This is a genomic window from Pseudotabrizicola sp. 4114 (genome assembly GCF_031457365.1).
Classification (GTDB): domain Bacteria; phylum Pseudomonadota; class Alphaproteobacteria; order Rhodobacterales; family Rhodobacteraceae; genus Pseudotabrizicola.
The window spans coordinates 573131-592088 of sequence record NZ_JAVDWP010000002.1; the positions used below are offsets into that span (position 1 = coordinate 573131).

An 18958-nucleotide genomic window follows, 5' to 3' on the forward strand; every position below is an offset into this window, starting at 1 on the left:
CCTGCGCCCCCGCGCCTGTCACGCTTGACTTGCGTGGCGGGCCGGGGCGTCGGTCTGGCCAAAGTCATAGCTGCCGGTGGTGGCGTCAAAGCCGGTGATCACCAGCCCCTGATCGAACAGCGTGGTCATCGCCTGCCGGGTTTGCAGCCGGGTCTGGGCGGCAGCAGCGGGATCGGTGCGCAGCAACAGGGAAAAATTGCGCGGGATGCTGACGCGGGCCTCTGCCGTGGTGGCGGGACGGGCGGTCAGGTGCAGTTCGACCACGACACGGTCACTGTCGATGCCGCCCTGATAGCTGCCTTCGGCGCCATAGTAATTGACCAGATAGCGTTGGCCGATGCCGCCCAGCCGCGCGATGTTCAGATGGGCGTTGCGGGTGATCAACGGATCATAGGTCCAGCGCAGGATGCGGATGCCGCGCGCCTGACACCACGCGCGTTGATAAAGCTTCAGCCCGACACCGATGCCCGCGCCGCGCCAGTCTGGCAGCACCGCAAGCCGGTGGCTGTGCTGCACCTGCGGATCGCCGGTGGCAAAGCCAAAGACATAGCCCACCAGCCGGTCACCCTGAAACGCCCCGGCGCAGATGCCGCCTTCGGATTGCACGACCATCATCAGATCGGCGGGGTCGGGCTGGTCATCATGGCCCCAGACGGTTTGCTGCATCTGCTGTGCGGCGCGGAATTCGGCCAGACCGGCCAGATCGCGGTACTGGATCGTCATGGCGCAAAGGTTTCGGTCGTGGTGGTGACGGTGTTCAGGAAATCCCAGTCCAGCGTCACGCCGATTCCCGCGCCGTTGGCGGGCACCGGCATCAGGCCGTCTGTCGTTTCCAGTTTTTCCGCCACGATGTCGCGGTGGAAATAGCGCGACGAGGATGAGGTGTCGCCGGGGCGGGTGAACTGTTCCAGCGTCGACAGGTGGATGTTGTGGGCGCGGCCGATCCCCGCCTCCAGCATGCCGCCGCACCAGACCGGCACATCCCAGGCCTGACACAGATCATGCACCCGCTTTGCCTCGGTATGGCCGCCCAGACGGCCGACCTTTATGTTGATGACCCGGCCCGCGTCGCTGACCAGCGCCTTGCGGCAGTCGGCGACGGAGCGGATACATTCGTCCAGACAGATCGGGGTGGACAGCATGGCCTGAAGCCTTGCGTGATCGTGCAGGTCGTTCCACGCAAGGGGCTGTTCGATGTAATCCAGCCCGAACTGATCCATCGCGCGCAGCACCGGCAGATCGGCCAGAGTGTAGCAGCAATTGGCATCCACGGTCAGGTGGATGTCGGGGAAGTCGTGGCGCACGGCGTGCAGCAGGCGCAGGTCGTGGCCGGGCATCAACTTGAGCTTGATGCGGCGATAGCCTTGCTGAACATGCAGCGCCACATCGGCCAGCGTGCGGGGAATGTCGCGGATGCCGAGTGAGACGCCGACCTCGACCTCGGTCTTGGTGCCGCCGAGGACCGAGCGCAGCGGCAGGCCCTGCACCTTGGCCCAAAGATCCCAGAACGCCATTTCCACCGTGGCCTTGGCCATCTGGTGATCGCGCCACGGCCGGATCAGCCGTTCCACCGCCTGCGGATTTTCAAAGCTGTGGCCCACCAGCTGCGGCAGGAACACATCGCGCAGCATCATCATCGAGCTGGCGATGGTTTCCGGCAGATAGTCGGGCAGCACATCGGCGACGCCTTCGGCATAGCCCTCACACCCTTCGCCGCGCAGCACGACGAGGGGAAAGACCTTTCGGGTCATGGTGCCGGTCGCGATGGTGAAGGGCTGGATCAGCGGCAGTTCGATCAGGCGCAGCTCGGCGTGATCAATGCGCAATGGCGGGCGGATGGGCGGGACGGACATATACGCTCCTGCAACGACGCCGGGGGTCTTTCTGCCGGGTCAGGTACAGATTTGATGCGGCAATTTTAGTTTACAGTCAAGATTGACGGAATGTTATTTAACTGTCACTGATGGAGTCGCAGCCGAAAGGCATGACTATTTTCCAAGGGAAATCCATGCAGGACGACGTTGGCAACGATCTGAAAGACCGGCTGGAGGCCATGCTGTCGAGTGGCACGCCGAACGAGCGGGCAATTGCGGCCTATCTTCTGGAAAACATCGCGCGGCTGCCGTTCGAAACCTCGGCCAGCATCGCGCAGGCGATCCGGGTGTCAGAGGTGTCGGTGGGGCGGTTCGCCCGTGCGCTGGGCTATCGCAACCTGAAAGAGATGAAAGAGGCGCTGAAAAGCGATGTCGATCTGGCGGCCTTTGCCGGGGTGGGGGACAGCCCTTGGTTGCAGGGATCGGCGTTGCGGGCCCATTTCAACGCCGGGGAGGGGGTCGGCGGTGCGGCGCTGGAACGGGAATTGCGCGCGGTGATGCGCAACCACCAGCTGGCGACCACGCCGGAGTTTGCGGCCTGTGTGCAGCGGTTGGCGACGGCGCGACAGGTGCTGGTTGCCGGGTTCCAGACCGAGCGCGGGCTGGCGGCCTATCTGGCGCATAACCTGAGCTATCTGCGTCCGGCGGTCCGTCCCTTGTCACTGGAGAGCGGGCATTTTGCCGATCTGTTTCTGGATGATCCGCAGGGCACCGCGTTGGTGGTGATCGAGACCCGGCGCTATTCGCGGCTGGCGGTGGAGCTGGTGGCCAAGGCGCAGGCCGAGGGCATTCCGGTGACCGTGATCACCGACCCCTATTGCGGCTGGGCCCCGGAGCTGGCGACCGAGGTGCTGCGCGTCGATACCGATTTCTCGCATTTCTGGGATGCGACCGGCCAGATCGCCGGACTGATCAACCTGCTGGTGATCAAGGTCTTTGAACAGCTTGGCCCCGAGGTTGAGCAGCGCATGACCCGGATCGCCGAAAACTACCGCACCTTTGTCGGGCATCAGCGCTAGCCGGACAAAGGGATTTCTCCAACAGAATGAGGGTAATAATAATGAAATATAACCTGTCCACCCTGCTTGCCACCACCGCCATCGGGTCTTGTCTGGCCCTGTCTGCCTTTGCGCAGGAGGTGACGGTGGTGATGGCCTCGAACGAGGTCGGGGCCACATCGTATAACCCGGTGGCGTCGTCGATGCAGTCGGTCGGTACCTATCTGATCTATGACCGGCTGATCGCCAAGGATGAAAACCTGGCCTATGTGCCGCAGCTGGCCGAAAGCTGGGTCGAGGCCGATGACGGCATGGCCTGGACCTTTACCCTGAAGCCGGGGGTGACGTTCCACAATGGCACGCCGTTTGCGGCACAAACGGTTGTGGACTGGCTGGCGCTGTATCCGGGCACCGAAAACGCCTATCTGTTCGACGCGGTCGAGCGGGCGGAAGTGGTGTCGGATCTGGAAGTGCGCTTTGTGATGAAGCGGCCGGATCCGAACCTGCTGTACAACCTGTCCACCGTGTTCGCTTCGATCCCCGATCCGGCGGCCTATGCCGAGGCGGGCGAAGATTACGGCGTGTTTGATGCCGTCGGCACCGGGCCGTTCCGGCTGGAAAGCTTTGAGATCGGTCAGCAGACGGTGCTGGTGCGCAACGATGATTACGCCTGGGGTCCGGGTGACGCTACGGGCAAACCGGCAAAGATCGAACGCCTGACCCTGCGCGAGATCGCGGAATCCTCGACGGCGTTTCTGGAGCTGAAGACCGGCGGCGTGGACATGCTGCTGAACGTGCCGACCGATTTCGTGGGCGAGGTTGAAGGGGCGTCGGATCTGTCGATCCTGCAACTGGCCGGGCAGGATCTGGTCTATATGCCGATGAACGTGAAACAAGCGCCGTTCGACGACATCAAGGTGCGTGAAGGCGTGGCCTTTGCGATCAACCAGCAGGAAATTCTGGATGCCGTCTTTGCCGGCATGGGCAAGGTGGCGGACGGGTTCCTGATCTCATCCCTGCCGGAATCGAAGATCGCGGAGGAATTCCGCATCTCCTATAACCCCGAGCGGGCGAACAAGGCGCTGGATGATGCCGGCTGGGTCATGGGCACCGATGGCGTGCGCACCAAGGACGGCACCCGGTTGTCGGTGAAACTGTGGACCCAATCCGACAGCTTTTTCCGCCGCCTGTCCGAAGTGGTGCAGGCCCAGATGAAGGCCGTGGGCGTGGAGGCAGAGCTGGTCACCTTTGACAGCGCGGCGATCCGCGACCAGTACAAGACCGGCGCGCATCAGGTCGCGGTGCGGTCTTATCTGTGGGACAACGCCGATATTCTGGAGTGGTTCTTTTCCGCCACCCGGCCGTTTTATCCCAACGTGTCGATGCTGGATGACCCAAAGGCCGAAGCGCTGAAGGATGCGGCGATGACGGGGGCCAAGAACTCGGCCGAGCGCGAGGCGGCCTTTGTCGCCTATCACGAATACATCAACTCGCAGTTCCCCTATGCGCCGATCTACGAGCCGGTGCAGATCATCGGCTACAACGCCGAACGGCTGGTGATGCCCGAGGTGCTGCATGCGCCCCGGTTCAACACGCTGGGGTTCCTTGAACTTGACGTGAAAGAGTAAGGCCAGATGCTGGGCTATGTCACCAGACGGGTGCTGATGCTGGTTCCGGTGTTCTTTGCGGTGTCGGTGGTCATCTTTTCGATGATCCACATGCTGCCGGGAGACCCGATCGAGAATCTGCTGCGTGTGGGGTCTAGCCCGGCACAGCGCGAAGCGCTGACGGCGAAATACGGGCTCGACCGGCCTCTGGTCGAGCAATACCTGCTGTGGATGAGCAATGTGCTGACCGGTGATCTGGGCACCGCGATCGTGCAGCGCCGTCCGGTGGCGCAGCTGGTGGCACAGGCCTTGCCCTATTCGCTGTCTCTGGGCGGGCTGGCCTTGTGTTTCTCGACCGTGCTGGGCGTCGTGGTGGGAACCATCGCGGCGTCCTGGCGCGGATCGTGGCTGGATCAGGGGTTGATGGGCGGCGTGCTGTTTGGCTCGATGCTGCCGAACTTCTGGATCGGGCTTTTGATGATCCTGGTGTTTTCGGTGTCGCTGGGCTGGACTCCGGTGTCGGGCGCGCGGGGCTGGGAAAGTCTGGTGCTGCCGGTGCTGACCATCGGGCTGGGCGGCACCGCGCTGGTGGCGCGGGTGACGCGGATTGCCATGATCGACACGCAGGGCAAGGATTTTGTGCTGCTGCTGCATGCCAAGGGCGTGCATCCGCTGACCATTCAGGTGCGCCATGTGCTGCGCCATGCGCTGATCCCGGTGGTGACCATTCTGGCGCTACGGATCGGCTGGATCCTGGGTGGCGCGGTCACGGTCGAGGTGGTGTTTGCGCGCCCCGGTCTGGGGTCATTGCTGATCAAGTCGCTGAACCAGCATGATTACCCGGTGGTGCAGGCCTCGCTCTTGATCCTCGCCATGGCGGTGATGCTGGGCACGCTGATGGGCGATCTGTTGCAGGCGGCGATGGACCCGCGGTTCCGGGACAGTCTGACATGAGCGCGGCGGTGCAAAAGACGGGTATGCTGGGCACGATCCGCCGCTCGGTGGCATGGCGTGCGCTGGCGACGATCAAGGGCGGTGTGGCGGGCGGCTTTTTGCTGCTGGTGGTGCTGGGCGCGATCTTTGCCCCGGTGCTGACGCCCTATGATTATGACATTCAGGCCCTGACCAACGCCTTTCAGCCGCCATCGCTGGCGCATCCGATGGGAACGGATGAATTTGGCCGCGATGTGCTGACCCGGATCCTGTATGGCGCGCGCACCTCGCTGTCGGTGTCGGTGGTGGCCATCTCGATCTCGCTGGTGTTCGGCATGACGCTGGGCGCGGCAGCGGGCTATTTCGGCGGGCGGTTTGACCGGATGGTGATGGTGGTGGTCGATCTGACATGGTCGTTCCCCGAGATTCTGGTGGCGCTGATGCTGGTGGCGATCATCGGGCCGGGGGTGACGGGCACGCTGGTGGCGATCTGTGTCGCCTATCTGGCGCAGTTCACCCGGCTGACCCGGTCACAGGTGATGGCGTTGAAAAGCGAAACCTATGTCGAGGCGGCGCGGGGGCTGGGAGCATCGCATGCATTCATCCTGTTCCGGCACCTGTTGCCCAATTGTCTGGGGCCGGTGCTGGTGGCGGGGATGCTGGCCACCGGGGATGCGATCATTCTGGAGGCGACATTGGGCTTTTTCGGTTTGGGCGCGCAGCCGCCGACGCCGTCCTGGGGTGGCATGATGTCATCCGGCTCGGGGCTGTTGTTCAAGGGGCCGTGGATCATCCTGTTCCCCGGACTGTGCATCGCGCTGACCGTGGTGGCGATCAACCTGTTTGGCGATGTTCTGCTGGCCAAGCTGGATATCCGTGACCGGCTGAGGGTGGTGTGATGTTGCTCGATGTCCGCGATCTGTCTTTGCGTATCGGCACCGTGGGGCTGCTGGATGGCCTCAGCTTTTCGGTGGACCGGGGCGAGGTGCTGGGGTTGGTCGGCGAAAGCGGGTCGGGCAAGTCGCTGACCGCGCTGGCGCTGACCGGGCTGGCCGCGCGGATGGGGGCCACGATCACCGCCGGGTCGGTGGTGTTTGACGGCACTGATCTGGTCGGTTTGAAGGAAAGCGCCTATCGCCGTCTGCGGGGCAAGCGGATCGGGTTCATCACCCAGAACCCGATGAGCGCGCTGGATGCGCTGGTGACGATCGGCGATCAGGTCGATCAGGTGTCGCGCCTGCATCTGGGCCTGTCGAAGCGGGCCGCGCGGGCGCATACGGTGGAGATCCTGTCGCGGCTGCGCATCCCTGAGGCCGAGGTGGTGGCGCGGGCCTATCCGCACAACCTGTCGGGCGGGATGAAACAGCGGGTGGTGATTGCCATGGCGCTGGCGGCGGACCCGGACCTGATCATCGCCGATGAGCCGACAACGGCGCTGGATGTGACGGTGCAGGCGCAGATCGTGATGATGCTGGCCGATCTGGTGCGCAAGCGCGATCTGGGGCTGATCCTGATCACCCATGACATGAGCGTGGTGGCGCAGATCTGTGACAAGGTCTGCGTGCTCTATGCCGGGCGGGTGGCGGAAAGCGGGCCGGTGCGGCAGATCTTTGCCGCCCCGCGCCACCCCTATACCGAGGCGCTGATCGGTTGCATCCCGCGTGATGGCATGGCGCCGGGCAGTCTGCGCGGGATACCGGGCACGGTGGCGGCGGTGTCGCAATACGGAGCCGACTGCTGCCGCTTTGCCCCGCGCTGTTGCCGGGCGGATGCGCTTTGCTCGACGCAACAACCGTTGCCTGTTGCGACCGGGACGGGCGGGATGCTGGCCTGTCACCACCCCGTCGATACCCCGGTTACGGAGGCCGCAGATGCAGATGACCGCTGACGCTGTGCCGGTGCTGGAGCTTGACGGTCTGGTGCGGACCTTTACCACCGGCGGTGGGCTGCTGCGCAAGGGGCGCAGCATGACGGCGGTCAGCGACGTGTCGCTGCGCGTTGCCGCCGGTGATATCGTGGGCGTGGTCGGCGAAAGCGGTTGCGGCAAGTCCACGCTGGCGCGGCTGGCGATGCGGCTGATCGACCCCAGTGCCGGGCGGGTGCTGTTCGAGGGGCGCGATGTGACGCAGGACCACGGCGCGCGCCTGCGCCCGCTGCGCAAAAAGCTGCAGATGGTGTTTCAGGATCCGTATTCCTCGCTCGACCCACGGTTTACCCTGCGCGAGTGCCTGCTGGAGCCGTTTGCCGCGCTGGGCGAGACCGCGCCGCCGGGCCGGGTGGAGGCGCTGCTGGATCAGGTCGGGTTGGACCGCAGCTTTGCCGGGGCCTATCCGCATCAGCTGTCGGGCGGGCAGCGCCAGCGGGTGGGGATTGCCCGCGCGCTGGCCTACCGGCCCGAGGTGGTGGTGCTGGATGAACCCACCGCCTCGCTTGATGTGTCGATTCAGGCGCAGATCATCGCGCTGTTGCAGGAGCTGCACCGCACATCGGGGCTGACCTATCTGTTCATCAGCCATGATCTGGGTCTGGTGCGGTATTTCTGCACCCGGATCGTGGTGATGTATCTGGGATCGGTGGTCGAAGAGATGGCCGACCCGGATGCCGCGCCGCGCCATCCCTATACGGCGGCGCTGATGGGGTCGTCCTTTGTGCCCGACCCGACCGAGCGGGCGCAGATCGTGCCGCTGGAGGGCGAGATCCCGTCGCCCTTTGCCCTGCCGCCGGGCTGTCCCTTTGCCCCCCGTTGCCCGCGGGTGCAGGACCGGTGCCGCACCAGCCGCCCCGCGCTGACCCAGACCACAGGTGCCAGCAAGGTCGCCTGTTTCAACCCTGTCGAGGCCTGATCCATGAGCTTTCACGTGCTGACCGCTGAACTGATTCAAGAGTGCAACACCTTTCAGAAGGGCCGGACCGGGCTGGAGCAATATCGGGTCGAGATTCTGGCCTCGGGAGAGGAGGCGCTGTCAAAGCGGCGGCATGCGGTGGCCGAGATCAAGGGGTTCATGGATGTGGCCGAGGCCGAGGGCTGGCGGGTGACACATGCGCTGTCGGCCACCGCGACACCCGGTCCGATTGTCACGGCAGAGGCGTTCGCGCATCTGGCGGGGATGATCACCGATGCCGCACAGGCGGCGGGCAAGCTGGACGGCGTGCTGCTGGCGCTGCATGGCGCGATGGTGGCCGAAGGGGTCGAAGACCCGGAGGGCGAACTGCTGACCCGGCTGCGCGCGATTCTGGGGCCGGATGTGCCGATTGCGGTGACGCTGGATCTGCACACCAACACCACGCCCGAAATGGCGGCGGGGGCCAATGTGATCGTGTCGTTCAAGACCTATCCGCATGTCGACCCGGTGGAAACTGCCGTGCATGCCGCACAGGCGCTGAAAGTGATGATGGCGGGCCGGGCGCAGGGCCGCACGCTGCGGCTGGCGGTGCCGATGCTGGACGAGGCGAACTCGGGCCGGTCGGACGTACTGCCGACGATGGAATTCTATGACCGCGCCCGGCGCTATGAGACCGAGCCGGGGATCATGGCGGTGTCGGTGAATGCCGGGTTCTCGGACGCCGATATTTATCATTGCGGGCCGTCGGTTCTGGTCAGCTATGACGCCAGCCTGAACGGGGCCGAAGCGCGGGCAGAGGCGATTGCACTGGATCTGGGGACGGCGATCTGGGAGGCGCGCCACTCTTGCGCCAATAGATTCCTGACGGTCGAGCAGGCCTGTCAGGCGGTGCGCGATTTTCGCGCCGACCGTCCCGGGCCGCTGGTGATTGCCGACTTTTCCGACAATCCGGGCTCTGGCGCTTATGGCGATGCGACCAATCTGCTGGCGGGGCTGCTGGGGCTGGGGCTGCGGGATGCCGCCTTTGGCCCGTTGATCGACCCCGGGGCAGCGGCAGAGCTGCAACGGCACCGCGTGGGCGAGACGGTGACGCTGGCCATCGGCGGCAAGGCTGACCCCCGGTATGGCGGCGGGCCGATCACGGTGACTGGCGAGATCCGCCATCTGTCGGCAGAGGGCGTGCTGGTGGGCGACGGGCCGGTGATTGGCGGCATCACCTTTCGCTTTGGCCCGACGGCGGTGCTGCGGGTCAACGGGATTGACGTTCTGATCGTGACCGAGCGCGGGCAGGCCTATGATCTGCAACAGTTCAAGGCGTTTGGCATCACACCCGAGGCCTGCACGGTCCTGGGGCTGAAATCACAGCAGCATTTCCGCGCTGCGTTCGAGCCGATTGCGGCAGCGGTGATCGTCTGTGATTGTGGCGGGCTGGCGACGCCGGATTATTCCAAGCGTCGCTATGAAAAGGTGCGCCGCCCGATCTGGCCACTGGACGAGATGCCGGAGGGATTCCGCCCGATTCTGCCTGCGCGCGGGTAAGATCAGCCGGGAGAGTTCGGCATCCGGGCTGGCTTTGGCATGGTGCCGGCGGGGCGCGACCGCATTTGACCGGATGCGGTCAGATTTCGGCGGAAACCAGCCATAAAATGCATAAGATCATCACGGAACGTGAAACTGGCATTGACGCTGCCCGGTCGAATACCCCATCTCCGCCACTGATGTAGACAGGGGTTGCGCGGGCTGTGCTTTGCACCTGCAGCATAGCAGGTTTGCGATTTGCGCATGGCACTCGCTCTGGCGTGACCCCTTATAACCTGAGAACTTTATTGAGTTTTCACCGAATCGACGTGCGGGAGCCAAAATGCCGGATACTCCGGGACTGCCTATTGTATTGCAACGACGCTCGTTCCTAGGGCTGGTTGGGGCTAGCGCCTTGCTGCATTGCAGCACGAGCCTTGTGCGCCCCGCGAACGCCCAGACCGGAGCCGATGTTCAGGCTGCCGGTGAGCCGTTTGATTTCGACCGTCTGACCGCCGCGATGCGCGATCTTGCCGCCGCGCCGCATGTGGCTCCGGCCCGCGCGGAGGGGTTTTTCAGCGACTTCAGCTATGATGATTATCAGGCGGTGCAGTTCAACCCCAAACAAGCCCGCTGGTCCGGCACCGAGGCCGGGTTCCATGTGCATGCGTTCCATCTGGGCTGGCTGTTTGCCGAACCGGTGACGATGTTCGAGGTTGAGGGCGGTGTTGCGCGGCCTATGGTCTTTACGACCGATGATTTCCGCTACTACGACCGTATCCGCGACCGCGTGCCGCCGCACGAGCCGCTGCCGGGGGTGGCCGGGTTCCGGCTGAATGCGCCGCTGAACCGGGCCGATCTGTTTGACGAAGTGGTGGCGTTTCTGGGGGCCAGCTATTTCCGCGCGGTGGGGCGTGACACGGGTTATGGCCTGTCGGCGCGCGGACTGGCGATCAACACCGGGCTGGGCAAGCCCGAAGAGTTCCCGCGCTTTTCAAAGTTCTGGCTGGAAACGCCTGCGCCCTTTGCGCGTGAGGTGGTGGTCTATGCCGCGCTGGAAAGCGAAAGCTGCACCGGGGCCTATCGCTTTGCGATCCGTCCGGGCACGAATACGGAAATGGATGTCACCGCGCGACTGTTTTTCCGCACGCAGGTGGATCAGATCGGCATCGCGCCGCTGACCTCGATGTACCTGTTTTCCGAGAAAAGCCGGACGCAGTTTGATGATTTCCGCCCCAGCGTGCATGACAGCGACGGGCTTGCCATTCACCGCCGCGACGGCGACCGCAACTGGCGGCCGCTGAACAACCCCAGCCGGTTGTCGGAATCGTGGTTTGCCGAAGAGAATCCGCTGGCCTTTGGTCTGATGCAGCGCGACCGGGATTTCGAGAATTATCAGGATGCGGTCTCGCATTACGAGCGTCGCCCGTCCCTTCTGGTCGAGCCGATGGGCGAATGGGGCAAGGGCGCGGTGCGTCTGGTCGAGATTCCCACACCGCTGGAGGTGAATGACAACATCGTCGCCTTCTGGGTGCCCGAAGCAAAGCCGGTGCCGGGCGAGATGCTGGAGTATTCCTACCGCCTGCATTGGGGCGCGCTGCCGGTCGATCCGGCGGCAGATGTGGCCTATGTCAAGGAAACCCGTGCCGGTACAGGCGGCGTGTCGGGGGTAGAGAACACCGAAGGCACCCGGAAATTCGTCATTGATTTCGCGGGTGGATTGCTGGCGCGGCTGCCTGCGGATGCAGAGGTCAAGGGTGTTGTGACCATCATCGGCGGCGAAATTGTGGTGCAGACCCTGTCAAAGGTTGATGCCAATGGCGTGTGGCGTCTGGTGGTCGATGTCCGCCCCGAGGCGGGAAAGACTGTGGAACTGGTTGCCCATGTCGCGGGTTATGGTCGCAAGTTGACAGAAAACTGGCTTTATCAATGGCTGAGCGCATGATGATTGCAGAGACCATGACGATTACAGACACGTTGGTCAAAGATCGCGCGATTGCGGATCTGATGACCGGGATGGATATGCGCGCGGCCGAACCGCCGCTGGCGCCGCTGGCGATGCCGAAACAGGTGCTGACGCGTCGGGCGCGCCCGATGTGGCGCGGGTTGGGCGCGCTTCTGTCGCTGCTGCGGCGTGATCTGGGGCGCGCGGGCTAAGGCATGACCGCGCTCGCGGCCGCCTTACCGCCTGGTCCCAAAGACCGCACGACCCGCGCGCGGGCCTTTGCCATCACGTTCAGCGTGCTGGCTGCGGCTGCGGCGGGGATGGTGTTTCACATCTATGGCGCGGCCGACGGGATCACTGTGGTCGATATGATCCGGGCCGGGCTGATTGTGTTTTCCACATGGTGGCTGGCCTGGGGGGCGGCGACGGCGATGCTTGGGCTGATCGCCCGGCAACGACCGGTGCGGGCGGAAGTGCAGGGCGAGATCCGGGGCCGTACGGTGGTGATCGTGCCGGTCTATAACGAAGAACCGGCTGTCACCTTTGCCCGTATTGCCGCGATGGACGATTCCCTGCGCGCAACCGGCAACGGCGCACAGGTCGATTTCGCCATTCTGTCGGATACCCGCGATGAGGCGATTGCGGCGGCCGAGCGGGTGTGGTGCGCGCGGCTGCTGGCCCGGCAGCACGGGGCGGGGCGGATCTTTTACCGCCGCCGGGTGCAGAACACCGGGCGCAAGGCGGGCAATATCGAGGAATTCATCGTGGCCTCGGGCCGGGCCTGGGATTACGCGGTGATTCTGGATGCCGACAGCCTGATGGAAGGCACGACGATCCTGACCATGATCCGCCGGATGGAGGCCGACCCAAAGCTGGGCCTGCTGCAGACCTTGCCGCGTGTGATCGGGGCGCGGTCGATGTTTGGCCGTGCGATGCAGTTTGCGGCCTCGTTCCACTCGCCGGTGTTTGCGCATGGTCTGGCGGCGATGCAGGGGCGGACAGGGCCGTTCTGGGGCCACAACGCGATTGTCCGCATCCGCGCCTGGGCCGAGAGCTGTGGCTTGCCGGAACTGCCGGGGCCGCCGCCCTTTGGCGGGCATATCCTGAGCCATGACTATGTCGAGGCGGCGCTGCTGTCGCGCGCGGGCTGGGTGGTGCGGCTGGATGATGATCTGGATGGCAGCTTTGAGGAAGGGCCGGAGAACATTATCGACCATGCCAAGCGGGACCGGCGCTGGTGTCAGGGCAACCTGCAACATGCCAAGGTGATCGGCGCGCCCGGCCTGAAAGGCTGGAGCCGGTTTGTGTTCTTTCAGGGTATCTTTGCCTATATCGCGCCGCTGATCTGGCTGGGGTTCATTGCCGCGTCGGTGATGGCGTCGGCAACTGCGATCGGGCCGGATTACTTTCCGTTGGAAAACTGGCCGTTTCCGGTGTTTCCCTATGACCAGACCGCCAAGGCGGTGGGGCTGGCGCTGGGGATTTTCGGGCTGCTGGTGATGCCCAAGCTGATGGTGGTGCTGGATGCGGTGGCATCGGGCCGCGCGGCGGGTTTTGGCGGCGCTTGGGCCAGTTTCCGGGCCATGCTGTCAGAATTGCTGCTGTCGTCGCTGATCGCGCCGATATTGCTGGCGTTTCAGAGCCGGTCTGTGGTGCAGGTTCTGATGGGCAGCGATGGCGGCTGGCCACCCAACAACCGGGGCGACGGGGGCCTTGATTTTGCTGATGCCTGGGCGGCAGGGCGCTGGATCAGCGGCTGGGGTATCGTCGGGTTGGGCGTGGCGCATGTGTTTGCGCCAGAGCTGACGCTGTGGCTGCTGCCGGTGGCGCTGCCGATGCTGCTGGCGCCGGTGCTGATCTGGTGGACATCGCGGCCTGTTCGTCCGGGGCGTTTTCCGGTGCCGGAAGACAGAGGATTGCCCGCGATTGTCGCCGGGCATGAGGCGGTATTGGCCGAGTGGAGCCGCGATCTTGCGCAAGCCGATGTCGCCTGAGCCCGCACACAGACGGGATTACCGGGTTGATCTGCTGCGCGGCATCGCGCTGATCATGATATTCATCAACCATATTCCGGGCACGCTGTGGGAGCATGTCACCTCGCGCAATTTCGGGTTTTCCGATGCGGCAGAGGGGTTTGTGCTGATGTCGGGGATTGCCACCGGGCTGGCCTATGGGCCGATCTTTCTGCGCAGCGCGCGCCCGCCTTTGGCCGAGGCGTTGCGGCCATGGCGGCGGGTGCTGACGCTGTGGTGGGTGCATGTGGTGGTCGTTTTGTGCATCGTGGCGCTGTTTGCACTGACGGTGCAGCATCCGGCAGTGGCGGTGATGGCGGAAAAGCGCAACATTGCCCCGGCGCTGGAAAACCCGGAGCTGTTCTTGCCCGGGCTGATCGTGCTTGGCCATCAGTTTGCCTATGCCGATATTCTGCCGCTGTATATCGTGCTGCTGCTGGCGGCGCCGGCGTTGCTGTGGGCGGCGGTGCGTTGGCCGCGCGGGGTGATGGTGGGGTCGCTGCTGGTCTGGTTCTGCGTTGGGTTGTTCAAGATCAGGATGCCGACCTGGCCGCTGGATTACGGCTGGTTTTTCAATCCGCTGGCATGGCAGGTGATTTTTGTGGCCGGGTTGCTGACCGGGCTTGCGATGCGGCAAAGGCGGCGGTGGCTGCCGTTCATGCCTTGGGCATTCTGGCTGGCCGTCGGCTTTCTGGTGCTGGCGGCGATCTGGGTGCAGGTGCCGGTGGTTGCGGCAACCGGGGGGCATGGGCTGTGGCTGCTGTATGAATACGCGGGGGCGCCGTCGGTGTTCACCTCGTTTGACAAGAGCTTTGTCCATCTGCCGCGCCTGCTGCACATTCTGGCGCTGGCCTATGTGCTGAGCGCGTTGCCCGTGCTGACGCAGATTTCCGAAAGCCCCAAGGTGGCGCCGCTGATCCTGCTGGGGCAACATTCGCTGCCGGTCTTTGCAGTCAGTACGGTACTGGCCTATGGCGCGCAGGTGGCAAAGGTGATGGCGGGACCGTCGTTTGTGCTGGATTCGGTGCTGATCGGCTGTGGCCTTGTGGTGCTGTTTGCGATTGCCGGGTGGCAGCGCGGGCGCAAGCCACGCCGGATGGTTGGCTGAACCCGGTCAGCCGGGCGGGGGGCGCAGGGGATAGATCTGCTCGCCATCCTCTTGCCCGCGGGGCCAGCGGCCATCGCGGCGTTGGCTGACCTGATCCTGCCAGCCACGGGGGCTGATGCCGATATGGCGTTTGAACAGGCGTGAGAAATAGTAGCTGTCGGTAAAGCCGACGCGCCGGGCGGTTTCGGTGATGCCATAGCCTGCTTCCAGCAGTTGCATCGCAATCTCCATCCGCTTGAATTCCTGATACTTGGCGGGGGTGACGCCCAGACGGCGGCGGAATTCGCGGCGGAAATACACGTCGCTGTAGGGGGCACCTGCCACCACGCGGTCGGCCAGCCCCGGTTGCAGCGGGTCAGAGGCGATCTGGGTCGCTGCCATGGTGACGGCCATCGGCAGGCCTTCGGAATTGTCCAGCGCCCCGGTTTGGGCCGTGTTCCATGACACAAAGGCATCTTCGATGAATTCGTTCAGAATGACCATGAAGGCGTGGTGCATCACCAGTGTGGTGGAGCTGGCAGGGGCGGTGGCGCGGTAGTGGCGGACCAGAGGCTCCAGCATCGGCCAGCGCGACAGCGTGACCACCCGGCGACAGGTCATCCGGGCGAACAGATCATGCGTGCCGAACAGGTCCAGCCGGAAATGCTGCGCCAGCCCGGTATACAGCTGATCGGGGTCGGGGTTGCGGCCGACAAAGCGGGTGCCAGCGGGGATCAGCATCGCCATGCCGGGGGTCAGGCGGACGGGCGCGTCATCAAGCAGGTAGTCGCCGGTTCCCGAAAGGCAGATCACCAGATCATGCACCGTATTGACCTTGTCGATGAGCCAGCTGTGCGAATGACGCATGCGGATCGCCGACCGGGTCAGGGTAAGGTCAAGCGCGCGAACGGGAATCCCGGCCAGCACGCCGGTGGCGGGGGTGGACGCATCAGAATTATGTTCGATTTCGTCCATCTTTTTCTGTGGATTCGTCAATTTCCACGCCCTGCAAACTGGCATATCAGTTGACCACATACTGCGGAGCCTATCCCGCACAGTCAATCGGATCGAGGGAGGAGCGATTTGATGACAGGATTTCAGCGCGCGAAGCGCCTTCCTGATGATACCCGATCACATCCCGGTACACAGTGCCGGAGCGGCACCTCTGCGGGTTATGCCGGCCCGGGGCAGGATCATCAGACCTTGCACAAGTTTACGGAGGAGTGAGCGATGGAAAGCCGCTACATGGGGCTGGCCTATCTGGCACCCTATATCATCGGGTTGCTGGTATTCACGATGATCCCGTTTCTGGGGTCGCTGTACCTGAGCTTTACCGACTATAACCTGATCAATGCGCCGGTCTGGTCGGGCTGGGCGAATTTCAGTGACCTGACCACGGACCGCACCTTCAAGCGGTCGCTGAATGTGACGCTCTTGTATGTGTTCCTGACCGTGCCGTTCAAGCTGGCCTTTGCGCTGCTGATCGCGGTGATCCTGAACTACAAGCTGCGCGCCATCGGGTTCTTCCGCACCGCCTATTATGTGCCGTCGATCCTGGGCGGCTCGATCGCGGTGGCGGTGCTGTGGCGCTATATCTTTGCCGATGCCGGGCTGGTCAATCTGGTGCTGACCTCGCTCGGGATGGACGCGGTCAACTGGTTCGGTGATCCGGTCAACGCACTGTTCACCATCACTTTGCTGCGGACCTGGCAGTTCGGGTCGGCCATGGTGATCTTTCTGGCTGCGCTGCAGGCGGTGGACAAATCGCTGTACGAGGCGGCGTCGATCGAGGGCGCGGGCAAATGGGCCAGCTTTTACCACATCACCCTGCCGCTGATCACGCCGGTGATTTTCTTCAACCTGATCATGCAGATGGTGCAGGCGTTTCAAGAGTTCAACGGCCCCTATGTCATCACCGGCGGCGGCCCACTGAAGTCTACCTATCTGTTGCCGCTGTATATTTATGACGAGGCGTTCAAGAACTTCAACATGGGCTACGCCTCGGCCATCGCATGGGTTTTGTTCATCATCATCATGGTGCTGACCGTCGCCGCGTTCTGGTCATCGAAGAAGTGGGTCTATTACGCCGGCGACAAGAGGAGCTGAGCCATGAGCAACGTAAACACCCACCCGCCGCTGAGCGCGGTCACCCCGTCCAAGGCAATTGCCTTGACGCAGGAAGACCGCCGCGCCGAACAGATCCAGACCTTTGTCCGCTATACGCTGCTGACCGTGGTCGGCTTCATCATGCTCTATCCGCTGCTCTGGCTGGTGGGAGCCTCGTTCAAGACCAATGCCGAGATCTTCGGCTCCATCGGGTTCATCCCGCAGGAGCCGACGCTGGATGGCTATCGCAAGGGCTGGGAAACCTCGACCCCCTATACCTTTGGCCGGTTTTTCTGGAACACGTTTCTGATCATCCTGCCAAAGACCATCTTTACCGCGATTTCCTGTGCTGTTGTGGCTTACGGCTTTGCCCGGTTCGAGTTTCCGGGCAAGAAGATCCTGTTTGCCAGCCTGATCGCCACGCTGCTCTTGCCCAACGTGGTCACCCGGATCCCGCAATACATCCTGTTCCGCGAAATGGGCTGGCTGGATACCTATCTGCCGCTCTGGGTGCCGTCGGCGTTTGCCGGGGATGCGTTCTTTGTCTTCATGCTGGTGCAGTTCCTGCGCGCCATTCCGCGCGACATGGAAGAGGCGGCGCGGGTGGACGGGGCCAACAGCTTTCAGACCCTGATCTACATCGTGGTGCCGATGCTGCTGCCCGCGCTGATCTCGGTCATGCTGTTCCAGTTCATGTGGACGATGAACGATTTCCTCGGGCCGCTGATCTATCTGTCATCGGTCGAAAGCTTCCCGGTCAGTCTGGCGCTGAAACTGTCGATCGACACGACCGAAGCCTTTGACTGGAACCGCATTCTGGCCATGTCGGTGCTGGCGCTGCTGCCTGCCCTGATCGTGTTCTTCATCGCACAACGTTACTTCATCGAGGGCATCTCGGCTGGTGGAGTGAAAGGATAATCCAATGGCAAGACTTCAGATCCGCAACCTTGAGAAAACCTATGCCAATACGTTCAAGGCGGTGCATGGCATCAATCTGGATGTCGAAGACGGCGAGTTCATGGTGCTGGTTGGCCCGTCCGGCTGCGCCAAATCCACCACGCTGCGGATGATTGCCGGGCTGGAAAGCATTTCGGGCGGCGAGATCGTGATCGGCGACCAGGTGGTGAACCGGCTGCAACCGGGCAAGCGCGGCATTGCGATGGTGTTCCAGAACTATGCGCTCTACCCACATATGAAGGTGCGCAAGAACCTGTCCTTTGGCCTGCGGCTGATGCGGACCCCGAAGGCAGAGATCGAGCGCAAGACGGCGGAGGTGGCGCGGATTCTGGAAATCGAGCCGTTGCTGGACCGTCTGCCGAAAGAGCTGTCGGGCGGGCAGGCGCAGCGGGTGGCGCTGGGCCGGGCGCTGATCAAGCAGCCGGAGGTGTTTTTGTTCGACGAGCCGTTGTCGAACCTGGATGCGAAACTCCGCGCGTCGATGCGGGTGCGGATCACCGATCTGCACAAGCGGCTGAAGGCCGAGGGCATGTCTTCCACGGTGGTCTATGTCACCCATGACCAGACCGAGGCGATGACGATGGGCGACCGGATTTGTGTGATGAAGGATGGCCATATCATGCAGGTGGCCGACCCCAAAACGCTGTACGACCGGCCCGCCAATGCCTTTGTCGCCGGGTTCATCGGCAGCCCGGAAATGAACCTGATCGAGGGGCGGCTGGACGGCGCGACCTTCCATCTGGGGGCGCAGTCGGTGGCGCTGCCGGATGAGCTGATGGCGCGGTTGAAGCCGCATTCCGGCACCGTGACCCTTGGCATCCGCCCGCAACATCTGGGCATAAACGAAGGCCCCGGCCTGCAGGCTCAGCTCGTCGGTGCCGAGTTCATGGGGCACGAGGTGGTGCTGCATCTGGCGGTGGATGGCGCGCGGCTGGTCGCTGTGCTGCCCGCCGCCGACTACGCCGGGCTGGACCGCGGGGCGGATGTCAGCCTGACCCTCGACCCCGGCATGACCCATGTTTTCGACCAGACCGGCGAGAATATCTCGCTGTCGCAATCTCACTGAGGGAGGAATTCA

The 18958-nt window shown here is 63.6% G+C and carries 17 protein-coding genes; 14 read left to right on the plus strand and 3 right to left on the minus strand.

The window, feature by feature from the left end:
• Nucleotides 1-18 precede the first annotated feature (18 nt).
• Nucleotides 19-723, minus strand: coding sequence for a GNAT family N-acetyltransferase (locus tag J2X53_RS07190; protein ID WP_349036795.1), 705 nt, complete (start codon nucleotides 721-723; stop codon nucleotides 19-21).
• Nucleotides 720-1853, minus strand: a complete 1134-nt coding sequence (menC, locus tag J2X53_RS07195; RefSeq protein ID WP_349036796.1) for an o-succinylbenzoate synthase — start codon at nucleotides 1851-1853, stop codon at nucleotides 720-722. Before menC ends, J2X53_RS07190 begins: the two co-directional genes overlap by 4 nt.
• A 155-nt stretch (nucleotides 1854-2008) precedes the next feature.
• On the opposite strand from menC, the gene J2X53_RS07200 reads away from it, so the two are divergent.
• The 11 genes from J2X53_RS07200 (at nucleotide 2009) to J2X53_RS07250 (ending at nucleotide 14838) form a co-directional block, all read left to right on the plus strand.
• Nucleotides 2009-2893, plus strand: coding sequence for a MurR/RpiR family transcriptional regulator (locus J2X53_RS07200; RefSeq protein WP_349036797.1), 885 nt, complete (start codon nucleotides 2009-2011; stop codon nucleotides 2891-2893).
• A 41-nt stretch (nucleotides 2894-2934) separates the two neighbouring features.
• Nucleotides 2935-4500, plus strand: a complete 1566-nt coding sequence (locus tag J2X53_RS07205; RefSeq protein WP_349036798.1) for an ABC transporter substrate-binding protein — start codon at nucleotides 2935-2937, stop codon at nucleotides 4498-4500.
• A gap of 6 nt (nucleotides 4501-4506) precedes the next feature.
• Nucleotides 4507-5433 carry an ABC transporter permease gene (locus J2X53_RS07210; RefSeq protein ID WP_349036799.1) on the plus strand — a complete coding sequence of 309 codons (927 nt, stop codon included), beginning with the start codon at nucleotides 4507-4509 and terminating at the stop codon, nucleotides 5431-5433.
• Nucleotides 5430-6311: an ABC transporter permease gene (locus J2X53_RS07215; protein ID WP_349036800.1), complete on the plus strand. Its 882-nt coding sequence runs from the start codon at nucleotides 5430-5432 to the stop codon at nucleotides 6309-6311. The genes J2X53_RS07210 and J2X53_RS07215 overlap by 4 nt, the downstream gene beginning before the upstream one ends.
• Nucleotides 6311-7300 (plus strand): ABC transporter ATP-binding protein, encoded by a 990-nt coding sequence (locus J2X53_RS07220; RefSeq protein WP_349036801.1) that lies wholly within the window; start codon nucleotides 6311-6313, stop codon nucleotides 7298-7300. Before J2X53_RS07215 ends, J2X53_RS07220 begins: the two co-directional genes overlap by 1 nt.
• Complete coding sequence (locus J2X53_RS07225) at nucleotides 7284-8255, plus strand: ABC transporter ATP-binding protein (protein WP_349036802.1); 972 nt, start codon at nucleotides 7284-7286, stop codon at nucleotides 8253-8255. Before J2X53_RS07220 ends, J2X53_RS07225 begins: the two co-directional genes overlap by 17 nt.
• 3 nt (nucleotides 8256-8258) lie before the next feature.
• Nucleotides 8259-9794 (plus strand): M81 family metallopeptidase, encoded by a 1536-nt coding sequence (locus J2X53_RS07230; RefSeq protein WP_349036803.1) that lies wholly within the window; start codon nucleotides 8259-8261, stop codon nucleotides 9792-9794.
• A gap of 322 nt (nucleotides 9795-10116) precedes the next feature.
• Nucleotides 10117-11718, plus strand: coding sequence for a glucan biosynthesis protein G (locus tag J2X53_RS07235; protein ID WP_349036804.1), 1602 nt, complete (start codon nucleotides 10117-10119; stop codon nucleotides 11716-11718).
• A 14-nt stretch (nucleotides 11719-11732) separates the two neighbouring features.
• Nucleotides 11733-11930 (plus strand): hypothetical protein, encoded by a 198-nt coding sequence (locus J2X53_RS07240; RefSeq protein WP_349036805.1) that lies wholly within the window; start codon nucleotides 11733-11735, stop codon nucleotides 11928-11930.
• A gap of 3 nt (nucleotides 11931-11933) precedes the next feature.
• On the plus strand, nucleotides 11934-13712 hold the full coding sequence (gene mdoH / locus J2X53_RS07245; RefSeq protein WP_349036806.1) for a glucans biosynthesis glucosyltransferase MdoH: 1779 nt from the start codon (nucleotides 11934-11936) through the stop codon (nucleotides 13710-13712).
• The gene (locus tag J2X53_RS07250; protein WP_349036807.1) at nucleotides 13702-14838 is read left to right on the plus strand and encodes an OpgC domain-containing protein; all 1137 of its coding nucleotides are present in this window, start codon (nucleotides 13702-13704) and stop codon (nucleotides 14836-14838) included. Before mdoH ends, J2X53_RS07250 begins: the two co-directional genes overlap by 11 nt.
• Nucleotides 14839-14844: 6 nt before the next feature.
• On the opposite strand, the gene J2X53_RS07255 is transcribed toward J2X53_RS07250, so the two are convergent.
• The gene (locus tag J2X53_RS07255; protein WP_349036808.1) at nucleotides 14845-15792 is read right to left on the minus strand and encodes an AraC family transcriptional regulator; all 948 of its coding nucleotides are present in this window, start codon (nucleotides 15790-15792) and stop codon (nucleotides 14845-14847) included.
• A gap of 255 nt (nucleotides 15793-16047) precedes the next feature.
• On the opposite strand from J2X53_RS07255, the gene J2X53_RS07260 reads away from it, so the two are divergent.
• The 3 genes from J2X53_RS07260 to ugpC all read left to right on the plus strand — a co-directional run bounded on the left by J2X53_RS07260 (nucleotide 16048) and on the right by ugpC (nucleotide 18946).
• Entirely contained in the window at nucleotides 16048-16923 is an 876-nt protein-coding gene (locus J2X53_RS07260) for a sugar ABC transporter permease (RefSeq protein ID WP_349036809.1), read from the plus strand.
• A 63-nt stretch (nucleotides 16924-16986) separates the two neighbouring features.
• A complete protein-coding gene (locus J2X53_RS07265; protein WP_349036858.1) occupies nucleotides 16987-17841 on the plus strand; it encodes a carbohydrate ABC transporter permease in 855 nt (284 codons plus the stop codon).
• Between the two features lie 4 nt (nucleotides 17842-17845).
• Nucleotides 17846-18946 (plus strand): sn-glycerol-3-phosphate ABC transporter ATP-binding protein UgpC, encoded by a 1101-nt coding sequence (gene ugpC / locus J2X53_RS07270; protein WP_349036810.1) that lies wholly within the window; start codon nucleotides 17846-17848, stop codon nucleotides 18944-18946.
• Nucleotides 18947-18958 lie beyond the last annotated feature (12 nt).

Coding starts and splice junctions, on each gene's coding strand:
- J2X53_RS07230 (WP_349036803.1), top strand. CDS start 8,259: ATGAGCTTTCACGTGCTGACCGCTGAACTGATTCAAGAGTGCAACACC.
- J2X53_RS07260 (WP_349036809.1), top strand. CDS start 16,048: ATGGAAAGCCGCTACATGGGGCTGGCCTATCTGGCACCCTATATCATC.
- J2X53_RS07190 (WP_349036795.1), bottom strand. CDS start 723: ATGACGATCCAGTACCGCGATCTGGCCGGTCTGGCCGAATTCCGCGCC.
- J2X53_RS07225 (WP_349036802.1), top strand. CDS start 7,284: ATGCAGATGACCGCTGACGCTGTGCCGGTGCTGGAGCTTGACGGTCTG.
- J2X53_RS07250 (WP_349036807.1), top strand. CDS start 13,702: ATGTCGCCTGAGCCCGCACACAGACGGGATTACCGGGTTGATCTGCTG.
- ugpC (WP_349036810.1), top strand. CDS start 17,846: ATGGCAAGACTTCAGATCCGCAACCTTGAGAAAACCTATGCCAATACG.
- mdoH (WP_349036806.1), top strand. CDS start 11,934: ATGACCGCGCTCGCGGCCGCCTTACCGCCTGGTCCCAAAGACCGCACG.
- J2X53_RS07205 (WP_349036798.1), top strand. CDS start 2,935: ATGAAATATAACCTGTCCACCCTGCTTGCCACCACCGCCATCGGGTCT.
- J2X53_RS07215 (WP_349036800.1), top strand. CDS start 5,430: ATGAGCGCGGCGGTGCAAAAGACGGGTATGCTGGGCACGATCCGCCGC.
- J2X53_RS07240 (WP_349036805.1), top strand. CDS start 11,733: ATGACGATTACAGACACGTTGGTCAAAGATCGCGCGATTGCGGATCTG.
- J2X53_RS07200 (WP_349036797.1), top strand. CDS start 2,009: ATGCAGGACGACGTTGGCAACGATCTGAAAGACCGGCTGGAGGCCATG.
- J2X53_RS07220 (WP_349036801.1), top strand. CDS start 6,311: ATGTTGCTCGATGTCCGCGATCTGTCTTTGCGTATCGGCACCGTGGGG.
- menC (WP_349036796.1), bottom strand. CDS start 1,853: ATGTCCGTCCCGCCCATCCGCCCGCCATTGCGCATTGATCACGCCGAG.
- J2X53_RS07255 (WP_349036808.1), bottom strand. CDS start 15,792: ATGGACGAAATCGAACATAATTCTGATGCGTCCACCCCCGCCACCGGC.
- J2X53_RS07210 (WP_349036799.1), top strand. CDS start 4,507: ATGCTGGGCTATGTCACCAGACGGGTGCTGATGCTGGTTCCGGTGTTC.
- J2X53_RS07235 (WP_349036804.1), top strand. CDS start 10,117: ATGCCGGATACTCCGGGACTGCCTATTGTATTGCAACGACGCTCGTTC.